The organism is Blastococcus sp. CT_GayMR16 (assembly GCF_004570875.1).
Classification (GTDB): domain Bacteria; phylum Actinomycetota; class Actinomycetes; order Mycobacteriales; family Geodermatophilaceae; genus Blastococcus_B.
The window spans coordinates 162,013-173,862 of the sequence record NZ_SPQK01000002.1 but is presented as its reverse complement, the minus strand read 5'-3'; the positions used below and the strand labels follow the sequence as shown (position 1 = coordinate 173,862).

General features: G+C 71.9%; 9 protein-coding genes and 1 tRNA gene. 7 read left to right on the top strand and 3 right to left on the bottom strand.

Annotation, left to right across the window (positions count from 1 at the left end; translation table 11 throughout):
* Positions 1-6: 6 nt before the first annotated feature.
* From E4P38_RS03450 to E4P38_RS03435, 4 genes are all read left to right on the top strand, one after another.
* A tRNA-Pro gene (locus E4P38_RS03450) sits at positions 7-80 on the top strand.
* Positions 81-170: 90 nt separating this feature from the next.
* A complete protein-coding gene (locus tag E4P38_RS03445; protein WP_135130317.1) occupies positions 171-1,523 on the top strand; it encodes a hemolysin family protein in 1,353 nt (450 codons plus the stop codon).
* A complete protein-coding gene (locus E4P38_RS03440) occupies positions 1,520-2,626 on the top strand; it encodes a hemolysin family protein (RefSeq protein ID WP_135130316.1) in 1,107 nt (368 codons plus the stop codon). Before E4P38_RS03445 ends, E4P38_RS03440 begins: the two co-directional genes overlap by 4 nt.
* 4 nt (positions 2,627-2,630) lie before the next feature.
* Positions 2,631-4,433, top strand: coding sequence for a prolyl oligopeptidase family serine peptidase (locus E4P38_RS03435; protein ID WP_135130315.1), 1,803 nt, complete (start codon positions 2,631-2,633; stop codon positions 4,431-4,433).
* Positions 4,434-4,516: 83 nt separating this feature from the next.
* Here the strand turns inward: E4P38_RS03435 and E4P38_RS03430 are convergent, their stop codons facing one another.
* Positions 4,517-5,575, bottom strand: a complete 1,059-nt coding sequence (locus E4P38_RS03430; protein ID WP_135130314.1) for an aspartate-semialdehyde dehydrogenase — start codon at positions 5,573-5,575, stop codon at positions 4,517-4,519.
* A complete protein-coding gene (locus E4P38_RS03425) occupies positions 5,572-6,840 on the bottom strand; it encodes an aspartate kinase (RefSeq protein WP_135130313.1) in 1,269 nt (422 codons plus the stop codon). Before E4P38_RS03425 ends, E4P38_RS03430 begins: the two co-directional genes overlap by 4 nt.
* Before the next feature lie 74 nt (positions 6,841-6,914).
* Here E4P38_RS03425 and E4P38_RS03420 point away from each other — a divergent pair, with 74 nt between their 5' ends.
* On the top strand, positions 6,915-8,507 hold the full coding sequence (locus E4P38_RS03420; RefSeq protein WP_135130312.1) for a phospholipase D-like domain-containing protein: 1,593 nt from the start codon (positions 6,915-6,917) through the stop codon (positions 8,505-8,507).
* Between the two features lie 10 nt (positions 8,508-8,517).
* On the opposite strand, the gene E4P38_RS03415 is transcribed toward E4P38_RS03420, so the two are convergent.
* Entirely contained in the window at positions 8,518-9,042 is a 525-nt protein-coding gene (locus E4P38_RS03415; protein WP_135130311.1) for a hypothetical protein, read from the bottom strand.
* A 274-nt stretch (positions 9,043-9,316) separates the two neighbouring features.
* On the opposite strand from E4P38_RS03415, the gene E4P38_RS03410 reads away from it, so the two are divergent.
* Entirely contained in the window at positions 9,317-9,952 is a 636-nt protein-coding gene (locus E4P38_RS03410; protein WP_167760434.1) for a helix-turn-helix transcriptional regulator, read from the top strand.
* 208 nt (positions 9,953-10,160) lie between these two features.
* Positions 10,161-11,846, top strand: coding sequence for a 2-isopropylmalate synthase (gene leuA / locus E4P38_RS03405; protein ID WP_348633778.1), 1,686 nt, complete (start codon positions 10,161-10,163; stop codon positions 11,844-11,846).
* Positions 11,847-11,850 lie beyond the last annotated feature (4 nt).

The window sequence follows — 11,850 nt, the reverse complement described above, 5'->3', positions numbered from 1 at the left end:
GGACCTCGGGGTGTGGCGCAGCTTGGTAGCGCGCGTCGTTCGGGACGACGAGGCCGCAGGTTCAAATCCTGTCACCCCGACGCACTGCTCAGGGGCCGCCACCGGCGGCCCCTGAGCCGTTTCCCGGCCCGCCGGTTGGACCGCATCCCGCACGGGCACCGCACCTCCTGATGACCGAATGGCTGCTCCTGCTCGCCGCCGTCGCGCTGACGGCTCTGACCGGGTTCTTCGTGGCCGCGGAGTTCTCCCTCACCACCGTCGATCGCGGCCGGGCCGAAGAGGCCGCCGCCTCCGGGGACCGCCGGGGCCGGAGCGTCCTCCGGGCGCTGCAGAATCTCTCGACCGAGCTCTCGGCTGCCCAGCTCGGCATCACCCTCACGACGCTGGTGGTCGGTTATCTGGCCGAGCCGGCGATCGGCGGGCTGCTACGGGGACCGCTCGAGGGGCTGGGGCTGTCGGGCGGAACCGCGGTCGGCGTCTCGGTGGGCCTGGCGATCGCGCTGGCGACGACGCTGCAGATGCTGCTCGGTGAGCTCGGGCCCAAGAACCTGGCCATCGCCAACCCCATGGCGGTGGCCGGCTTCGTCGCCCCCGGCATGCGGGCCTTCAGCCGGCTCTCCGGCCCACTGGTCGGCGCGCTCCAGCGGGTGGCCAACGCGATCGTCCGGCGGCTGGGCTTCGAGCCCCGCGAGGAGCTGGACACCGTTCGGGATGCGGGGGAGCTCGCGGCGGTCGCCCGGAGGTCCGCCGAGGAGGGCGACCTCTCCCCGGTCGCAGCCCGGCTCCTGGAGCGGTCCCTCGGGCTGGGCGGCAAGTACGCCATCGACGTGATGACGCCCCGCACCAAGCTGTGGACCCTGCGCGCGAGCGCCACCGCCGACGAGGTCATCGGCGCGGCGATCCAGTCGGGTCACTCGCGCTTCCCGGTCTACGGCTCCGATCTCGACGAGGTCACCGGGATCGTGCACGTCAAGCATGCGGTCGCCGTCCCCCGGACGGACCGGGAGAGCCGGACCGCCGGCGAGCTCGCCGTCCCGGTCCTCGCCGTCCCCTCGTCGATGCAGCTGGAGCGGTTGCTGGAGGAGCTCCGGGATCAGGGACTGCAGATGGCTCTCGTCGTCGACGAATGGGGCGCCACCCACGGCGTCGTCACGCTGGAGGACATCGTCGAGGAACTGGTCGGTGAGATCGCCGACGAGACCGACCGCCCGCTGCGCACGTTGCGCCGGGTCGACGACGACACCTGGCTGCTGTCGGGTCTGCTCCGGCCCGACGAGGTGTTCGAGCGTGCCGGCGTCCCCGTGCCCGAGGGGCACTACGAGACCCTGGCCGGGTTCCTCGCCGAGCGGCTCCAGCGCCTGCCGGAAGCGGGCGACACCGTGGACGTCGACGGCTTCCGCCTCGCCGTGGAGACCCTGGAGGGTCGGCGGGTCGCCCGCGTCCGGGCCACCCGGTCGAACCTCGCGGGCGACGACCGTGGGCACGACGGCGCCGTCGGCAATCGTGCGGAGGTGCCGGCATGACCGTGGTGAGCCTGCTGATCCTGGTCGCCCTGCTGTTCGGCAACGCCTACTTCGTGGCCGCGGAGTTCGCGCTGGTCTCCACGCGGGCCGACCAGATCCAATCGCGGGCCGAGGCCGGCTCCGCGCGCGCGGTGAAGACGCTCGCCGCCATGCGCAACGTGTCGCGGATGATGGCCGGCGCGCAGCTGGGCATCACCCTGTGCTCACTCGGACTGGGCGCGGTCGGCGAACCGGCGATCGCCCATCTCATCAAGGTGCCACTGGAGTCCGCCGGCGTCCCCGAGGGGTTGCTGCACCCCATCGCCCTGGTGATCGCCCTGTCCCTGGTGACCGTTCTGCACATGGTGCTCGGCGAGATGGTGCCGAAGAACATCACCCTCGCCGGTCCGGACCGCGCCGCGCTCGCCCTGGCCCCTTCCCTGGCGGCGCTGGTCCGCCTGCTGCGGCCCTTCATCTGGTTCTTCAACACCCTGGCCAACGGCTTCGTCCGGCTGTTCGGGGTACAGCCGACCGACGAGGTCGGCGCCAGCTTCGACCAGGCCGAGATCCGGTCGATGGTGGTCCAGTCGCAGCGCGAGGGCCGGCTCGAGAGCGAACTCGGCGAGCTCGCTGCCGGTGCACTCACGTTCGAGCAGCACGACATCGGCGACGTCCTCCTGCCGATGGACGACGTCGTCACCGTTCCGCGCAGCACCACCCCGCGGGAGCTGGAGGATGTGGTGGCCGAGCACGGCTTCAGCCGGTACCCCGTCCGCGGGGAGGACGACGCGCTGCTGGGGTTCGTGCACGTGAAGGACGTCCTGGACGCCGGGCCGACGAATCGCGATCGGCCCATCCCCGACGGGCAGATCACGCCGTTGGTGGAGTTCCGGTCCGGCGAGGCGCTGCCGGAGGTCCTGTCCGCAATGCGACAGGCCGGCACGCACCTGGGCCGCGTCGTCGAGGGGGGCGAGACCCGCGGGATCGTCGCTCTGGAAGACGTGCTCGAGCAGTTGATCGGCGACGTCCGGGACGCGGCCGCCGAACGCCGGCGGATCGACGCGTCCGGCGACGCGGTGGACAAGGGCGGGACGCCGACCGGTGCGGGCGCCGGGGGAAGATGACCGGGTGACCGCCGAGCCGACAGCCCCCGAGTCCCCCTCCCTCTCCCCCGAGGTCACCGCCCGCTGGCAGGCCCGGTTCCGCGCCCCGCGGGTGTCGCTGCCGGAGTGGGCGCAGGACGCACCGCACCGCAACATCTACTCCTCCGACGTCACCGGCGTCGTCGAGCAGTACGCGTGGGACCGAGAGACGGGCGAGCGCCGCCAGGTGACCGACCGCCCCAACGGGACCCTGATCAGCACGCTCAGCCCGGACGGCGACACGATCTGGTGGTTCGCCGACACCGACGGGGACGAGTTCGGCGTGTGGCAGACCCAGCCCTTCGCCGGCGGCCCCGACACCGTCGCCGTCCCCGCGGTGGAGCCGGCCTATCCCGCGGGCCTCGAGGTCGGCCGCACGCTGGTCGCGATCGGCCGCTCCACCGACGACGGCAGCGAGCTGTGGCTGGCGCCGTCCGGCGGCACGGCGCGGGTGATCTACCGGCACGCCGACCCGGCCTCGGTCGATGCGCTCACCCGCGACGACGCCCTGCTGGTCATCTCCCACTCCGAGCACGGCGACCCGCGCTACCCGGCGCTGCGGGTGCTGCGCACCGAGGACGACTCCGTCGTCGCGGAGAAGTGGGACGGCGACGGGCGGGGCCTGCACGCGCTGGAGTTCGGCCCGCTGCCCGACGACCGCCGGCTGCTGGTCGGGCACGAGCGGCGCGGTCGCGAGGAGCTGCTGCTCTGGGACGTCGCCGCCGACACCGAGACCGAGATCGTGCTGGACCTGCCCGGCGACGTGACCGCGGGCTTCTACCCCGACGGCTCGGCGCTGCTCGTGGGGCACGACCACGCCGCCCGCAGCGAGCTCTACCGCTACGACCTCGGCACCGGCGCGCTGGAGAAGCTGGACACCCCGACCGGCGTCGTCCGCGGTGCGACGGCCCGCCCGGACGGCACCGTGGAGCTGGCCTGGTCGAACTCCGAGCTCCCTCCGGTCGTCCGCCGTGCGGACGGGCCGGTCGTGCTCTCGGTGTCGGACGAGGAGCCCCCGGCGGCCTACCCGGTCGAGGACCGCTGGGTGCCCGGACCGGGCGGCGACGTGCACGCGCTGCTCGTCCGCCCCGAGGGTCCGGGCCCGTATGCGACCGCGTTCCTCGTGCACGGCGGCCCGGAGGCGGCCGACGACGACTCCTACCGCGCCCGCCGGGCGGCCTACGTGGACGCCGGCTACGCGGTCGTGCACGTGAACTACCGCGGCTCCACCGGCTACGGCTCGACCTGGCGGGACGCACTCACCGGCCGCCCGGGGCTCACCGAGCTCGAGGACGTCGGCGCGGTGTACGACGCGCTCGTGGCCGAGGGCATCGTCGATCCGCAGCGCGCGCTGCTCTCCGGCGGTTCGTGGGGCGGGTTCCTCACGCTGCTCGGCCTCGGCACCCAGCCCGAGCGCTGGGCGGCGGGCATCGCCGAGGTGCCGGTCGCGGACTACCTCGCCGCGTACGAGGACGAGATGGAGGGCCTGCGGGCCTACGACCGGGCGCTGTTCGGCGGTTCACCGGAGGAGAAGCACGACGTCTACGTGCGGTCCTCGCCGATCACCTACGTCGACGCCGTCGCCGCCCCGGTGCTCGTGGTCGCGGGCGCCAACGACCCGCGGTGCCCCATCCGGCAGATCGACAACTACCTGGGCGAGCTGGAGAAGCTCGGTAAGGACCACGAGGTATACCGCTTCGACGCCGGACACGGTTCCCTGGTCATCGAGGAGACCATCCGCCAGGTCGAGGTCGCCCTCGCCTTCGCGCTGCGACATGTGAAGCCGTGATGCCCGGCGCGGGGCCCGGAGGGTTCGCGCCGGGCATCACCGATCGGCTCAGAGCAGCGGGGGGACGGCTCCTGGCCGCGGTGTCACGCGGAGCGTGACGAAAGCAATAGCTCCGCGATCTGGATGGTGTTCAGGGCTGCGCCCTTGCGGAGGTTGTCGTTGCTGACGAACAGCGCCAGCCCGCGGCCGTCGTCCACGCCCGGGTCCTGACGGATCCGGCCCACGAAGCTCGGGTCGCGGCCGGCGGCCTGCAGTGGGGTGGGGACGTCGGAGAGCTCGACACCGGGCGCCGTCGACAGCAGCTCGGTGGCCCGCTCGACCGACAGGGGCCGCTCGAACTCGACGTTGAGCGACAGCGAGTGCCCGGTGAAGACCGGAACCCGCACGCAGGTGCCGGACACCCGCAGCTCCGGGATGCCGAGGATCTTGCGGCTCTCGTTGCGGAGCTTCTGCTCCTCGTCGGTCTCGAAGGAGCCGTCGTCGACGACGGAGCCGGCCATCGGGAGCACGTTGAACGCGATCGGCCGGACATACTTGACCGGCTCCGGGAAGGTCACCGCGGACCCGTCGTGGGTGAGCTCGGCGGCCTTGTCGACGACGGCCTTCGCCTGCCCGTCGAGCTCCTCGACGCCGGCGATCCCGCTGCCGGACACCGCCTGGTAGGTGCTCGCGACGATCCGGACGAGCCCGGCCTCCGCGTGCAGCGGCGCGAGGATCGGCATCGCGGCCATCGTCGTGCAGTTGGGGTTGGCGACGATGCCCTTGCGGATCTCGCCCAGCGCGTGCGGGTTGACCTCGCTGACGATCAGCGGGACGTCGGGGTCGCGCCGCCAGGCGGAGCTGTTGTCGATCACGGTGACGCCGGCCGCGGCGAACCGCGGTGCCTGCGCCTTCGAGGTGGTCGCACCGGCGGAGAAGATCGCGATGTCGAGGCCGGTCGGGTCGGCGGTGGCGGCGTCCTCGACGGTGATCTCGCCGTCCCCCCACGGCAGCGTGCTGCCGGCGGACCGGGCGGAGGCGAAGAACCGCAGCTCGGCCAGGGGGAAGTTCCGCTCCGCGAGCAGCTCGCGCACGACGCTGCCCACCTGACCCGTCGCGCCGACGATGCCGACCCGGAGTCCGTTGCTGGTGAAGGTGGTCATCGTCCGGTCCCTCCGTAGACGACGGCCTCGGAGTCCGTGGTGCCGAGGTCGAAGGCGTCGTGCACCGCCCGGACGGCGACGTCGAGCTCGGTGTCACGGCAGACGACCGAGATGCGGATCTCCGAGGTGCTGATCAGCTCCAGGTTGACGCCGGCGTCGGCGAGCGCCCCGAAGAACTTGGCGGAGACGCCCGGGTGCGAGCGCATCCCCGCGCCGACCAGAGAGACCTTGCCGATGTGCTGGTCGAAGCGGACGTCGGAGTAGCCGACGGTGTTCTTGACCTTCTCCAGCGCGGCGAGGGCGGTGGGGCCGTCGCTCTTGGGGAGCGTGAAGGAGATGTCGGCGAGCTTGCTGGCCTCGGCCGACACGTTCTGCACGATCATGTCGATGTTGATCTCGGCGTCGGCGAGGACGCGGAACAGCTGCGCGGCCTCACCGGGCCGGTCCGGAACGCCGTAGACGGTGATCTTGCCTTCGCTGCGGTCGTGCGCGACGCCCGTGATGATCGCCTGTTCCACCGGGAGGTCCTCCATCGAGCCGGCAACGATCGTGCCGGGAAGCTGTGAGTAGGAGCTGCGGACGTGCACGGGGATGCCCTCGCGGCGGGCGTACTCGACGCACCGCAGCATGAGCACCTTGGCCCCCGACGCGGCCATCTCGAGCATCTCCTCGTAGGTGATGGTGTCGAGCCGCCGGGCGTTCGGGACGATCCGCGGGTCGGCGGTGAAGACGCCGTCCACGTCGGTGTAGATCTCGCAGACATCGGCGTCGAGGGCAGCGGCGACGGCGACGGCGGTGGTGTCGGACCCGCCGCGGCCGAGGGTGGTGATGTCCTTGGTGTCCTGGCTGACGCCCTGGAAGCCCGCCACGATCACGATCGACCCCTCGTCCAGCGCCGAGCGCAGCCGGCCGGGGGTCACGTCGATGATGCGGGCCTTGCCGTGGCTCCCCGTGGTGATGACGCCGGCCTGCGAGCCGGTGAAGGACCGCGCCTCGTAGCCGTGCGTGGAGATGGCGATCGCGAGCAGCGCCATGGAGATGCGCTCGCCGGCGGTCAGCAGCATGTCGAGCTCACGACCGGGCGGGTCGTCGGTGATCTGACTGGCCAGGTCGAGCAGTTCGTCGGTGCTGTCGCCCATGGCGGAGACCACGACGACGACGTCGTCGCCGTTCTTCTTGGCGGTGACGATCCGTTCGGCGACACGCTTCATGTGCGCTGCGGACGCGACGGAGGATCCGCCGTACTTCTGGACGACGAGGGCCACGGGGTATGAGGCTACCGACGTCTGCGCGCAGTCCGGTGGTTGCATCCCCGGCGACCGCGGGTTGTGATCATCGGATGGACTTCCCGGAGCAGTGGCTGCTCACCCCCGAGGAGCGGGGCAACCCGGCCACGACGATTCCGGGATGGACGGCGGGGAACCTCGCCGAGCCCCTGATGCACGGGGTCGCGTACTTCGACCGGCTGGTCGAGGAGGTGCGGTCACTGAACGCCGGGGACCACCTGTTCTTCACCGACTGGCGGGGCGATCCGGACGAGCTGCTGCGTAACGGCGGTCCGACGGTGGCCGAGCTGTTCACCGAGGCGGTGAAGCGCGGCGTCTGCGTGCGCGGCCTGGTCTGGCGCTCGCACATGGCCCGGCTGTCGCTGAACAAGGAGGCCAACCGGGCGCTCGACGCCGAGATCGAGCACGGTGGCGGCGAGGTGATCCTCGATCAGCGGGTCCGCCGGATGGGCAGCCACCATCAGAAGTTCGTCGTCCTCCGGCACGACGAGGACCCGTCCCGCGACATCGCCTTCGTGGGCGGGATCGACCTGTGCCACGGACGGCGCGACGACGCCGACCACGGCGGTGACGAGCAGGCGATGCCCATGGCCGAGGCCTACGGGTCCCATCCACCGTGGCACGACGTGCAGCTGCAGATCCGCGGACCGGCGGTGGGCGTGCTCGACACGGTCTTCCGTGAGCGATGGGACGACCCGAACAGCCCCGATGAGGACCATCCGCTCGCCTGGATCCACGACAAGCTGCACCACACCCGGCTGCACGCCGATCCGCTGCCGCCGCAGCTCCCGCCCCCGCCCGAGTGCGGACCGCACGTCGTGCAGACCCTGCGGACCTATCCGGCGATCCGCCCGCCCTACAACTTCGCGCCCGAAGGCGAGCGGTCGGTCGCCCGGGGGTACACGAAGGCGATCAAGCGCGCGCGGCGGCTGGTCTATCTCGAGGACCAGTACATGTGGTCGGCGGAGGTGGCGCAGTTGTTCGCCGAGGCGCTGACCGAGCACCCGGAACTGCACCTGGTGGTCGTGGTGCCGCGCGTGCCCGACCAGGACGGCGCGTTCGCCCAGCGTCCCCAGCTGATCGGACGCTGGCAGGCGATCGAGATGGTCCGTGACGCGGGCGAGCACCGCGTGCACGTGTTCGACGTGGAGAACCACGCTGGGACGCCGGTCTACGTGCACGCGAAGGTCTGCGTCGCCGATGACACCTGGGCCAGCGTCGGCAGCGACAACTTCAACCGGCGCTCCTGGACCCACGACAGCGAGCTCTCCAGCGCCGTCCTCGACACCACCCGGGACCCGCGCGAGCCGACCGACCCGGCGGGCACCGGCGAGGGGGCACGCACCTTCGCCCGGGACCTGCGACTGCAGCTGGCCCGCGAGCACCTCGACCTGCCCGAGGACGGCAGCGAGGACGACGCCGTCCTCGACCCCGAACGTTTCGTCGCGATCCTGAACGAGCGGGCGACCGCCCTCGACGCCTGGCATGAGGGCGGGCGCATCGGCCCCCGCCCGCCCGGCCGCCTGCGTCCCCACCGCGCAGAGCGGCTGCCGCTGTTCACCCGCCTGTGGGCCACGCCGGTCTACCGGCTGCTGGACGATCCCGACGGCCGGCCGCTGCGCCTGCGGCTGAGGAAGAGCTTCTGAGCGGCGGTCGTCAGGCCACGCAGTCCCAGTCGACCGGGAGCAGTTCGACGAAGCCGCGGGAGGTCTCCGCCGTCGAGCCCGGCGGCTTCAGCAGGCTGAGGAAGTCGACGGCATCGGGTCGCCATCGGAAGTACGCGGCGACGGCGAGCTCGTGCCGGTCGCGGCCCAGGGCCTCGGCCGCCCCTCCGTCACAGCCGAGCTCCCGGCCTTCGAAAGTGGAGTAGCCCTGGGCGCGGAGGTACTCGGTGGCCGCCGCCAGTTCCGGGTCCCCCTCCGGCCCGACCGCCAGGTAGACCGCCCAGACCTCGTCACCGTGTTCGGGCGAGGCCTCGGCCGGCCAGCCGTCCGGGAGAGCGCCCTCGTCGTGCCGCGTGAGCGTCGCGGTCGGCGCTGCCGAGGCCGCCGCCGACGCCGACGCCGATGCCGGTGCGGACGTCTGCGTCGCGGCGGTGTCTTCCCCGCTGCCGGAACCGCAGCCGGCGAGAACGCACGCGCCGGCCACCGTCAGCGCCCTGATCAGGCCCGTCTTCGCCACGAGCGGACCGTACGGTCTCGCTGTCCCGCGCGGGCCACGACACGTCGTCGTGTCGCCCGATCCGGTGCCGCCCGATCGATCGCGAGCCCCGTGACTCCGGCCCGAGACCAACTGTCCTGGCAAGGTCGTGCTCTGCTTCGCCCTGTAAGCAGAGCACGACCTTCCCGGACCTGGACTTGGTCGGCGCTCGCGGGCGAGATCCACAGGCAACTCGGCCGTCCACATGTCCGCCCGGGCTCGGCACTCGCTCCTGTTCGGAGACGACCATTCCGGGATGGGCGACTTCGACCTGTGCGGCGCACTGCGGCGCATCAGGCGGAGCGCCGACCTCTCGCAGCGTGAACTGGCGACCGCCGCCGGGCTCAGTCCGTCCGCCGTCGCCCACGCCGAGGCAGGGACGCGCGACCTTCCGACGCGTGCACTCGCTCGGGCCGCCGCCGTCGCGGGCCTACGGCTCGTCCTGGTCGACGGGACCGGCCAGGAGACCGTCGGGATGGGCGACGACACGGTCCGGGACTTGGCCGGCCGCCGGTTCCCGGCTCACCTGGACACCCGGCACAGTGACCAGGGCTGGTGGCACGGGCCGCACCGGTACAGCCGCTACCGGCCCTGGTACACGTTCGACCGCGACCGCTGGACCCGAGACAAGTACCGGAGGCGGCACGGGACACCGGAGGACCACCAGCTCCCGCAGCCGGGCGATTCACCGGCCGACCGGGCCGAGGTCCGGCGACGCGAGTACTGGCGGCAGCGGTCCGAGGAGCGCGAGCGGCGCTTCCTCGCCGGGGACTTGGCCCGCCTTCCCGACGCGTTCCTCTGCTCCTGCCCGCCCCGGTGCGACGAGCTCGACGACTACTCCCGCAGGCCCGTCCACGCCGAGGAATGCCCGTGTCTCTGCGAGCTGGGCTGATCCGCTGCTACCGTTGCGGTGTGCGCGGCAGCCTCCTTCTTACCCGCCGCGGCGAGGCCCTCTCCTAGGTCGGCCCCCTCGCCGCGGGGTTTCGCGCGTTCCTGGCGCCGCTGACCGCACCAACGGAGCTGAGTCCAGCCCGCGCCAGAGGAGCCACATCGTGAACGCCGACCACCCGCACGCGCGCAATCCCCAGCAGCCCTCGCGGATGCCGATCCACCGCTACGCGCCCTTCACCCCCGTCGTCCTGGCCGACCGGACGTGGCCCGACGCGATCACCACCGTCGCGCCGCGCTGGTGCGCCGTCGATCTGCGTGACGGCAACCAGGCCCTGATCGACCCGATGACCCCCGACCGCAAGCGGCGCATGTTCGAGCTGCTGGTCCGGCTGGGCTACAAGGAGATCGAGGTCGGCTTCCCGGCGGCCAGCCAGACCGACTTCGACTTCGTGCGCCAGCTGATCGAGGAAGACCTCGTCCCCGACGACGTCACCATCCAGGTGCTGACCCAGGCGCGCGACGAGCTGATCGAGCGCACCTACGAGTCCCTGCGCGGCGCCAAGCAGGCGATCGTGCACCTCTACAACTCGACGAGCACCCTGCAGCGGCGTGTGGTCTTCAACTCCGACCGCGCCGGCATCGTCGACATCGCCGTCCACGGTGCGGAGCTGGTCCGCAAGCTGGCCGAGCAGATGGACGACACCGAGATCTTCTTCGAGTACTCGCCCGAGTCCTTCACCGGCACCGAGCTCGACTTCGCCGTCGAGATCTGCAACGCCGTCACCGACGTCTGGGAGCCCACCCCCGAGCGGCCGGCGATCATCAACCTGCCGGCGACCGTCGAGATGGCCGAGCCGACCGTCTACGCCGACCAGATCGAGTGGATGCACCGCAACCTGGGCCGGCGCGACTCCGTCGTCCTGAGCCTGCACCCGCACAACGACCGGGGCACCGCCGTCGCCGCCGCCGAACTGGGCTACCGCGCCGGGGCCGACCGCATCGAGGGCTGCCTGTTCGGCAACGGCGAGCGCACCGGCAACGTCGACCTGGTCACCCTGGGCCTGAACCTGTTCAGCCAGGGCATCGACCCGCAGATCGACTTCTCCGACATCGACGAGATCCGCCGCACCGTCGAGTACTGCAACCAGCTGGGCGTGCACGAGCGGCACCCCTACGGCGGCGACCTGGTCTACACCGCCTTCTCCGGTTCCCATCAGGACGCGATCAACAAGGGCTTCAAGGCGCTCGAGGCCGACGCGCAGGCGGCCGGCACCACCGTCGACCAGATGCCGTGGGCCGTCCCGTACCTGCCGATCGACCCGAAGGACGTCGGCCGCAGCTACGAGGCCGTCATCCGGGTGAACAGCCAGTCCGGCAAGGGCGGCGTCGCCTACATCATGAAGACCGAGAACCACCTCGACCTGCCTCGCCGCCTGCAGATCGAGTTCAGCGCCGTCATCCAGCAGCACACCGACAACGAGGGCGGCGAGGTCACCGCCCAGCAGATGTGGGCCGCGTTCAGCAGCGAGTACCTGCCGGACGAGGACGCACCGTGGGGCCGCCTGTCCCTCGCCGGCCACCGCCACCAGGCGCACGGCGACCAGGTCGACGAGATGGTGGTCGAGCTCGTCGACAACGGCGTCCCGGTCACCGTCGAGGGTCGCGGCAACGGCCCGATCGCCGCGTTCGTCGACGCGCTGAAGAGCCTCGACGTCGACGTCCGCGTCCTGGACTACGCCGAGCACGCCATGTCCACCGGCGGCGACGCGATGGCGGCGGCCTACGTCGAGTGCGCCGTCGGCGACCGCATCCTCTGGGGCGTCGGCATCGACCCGAACATCGTCAGCGCCTCGCTGCGCGCCGTGGTCTCGGCGGTCAACCGGGCCCAGCGGTAAGAAT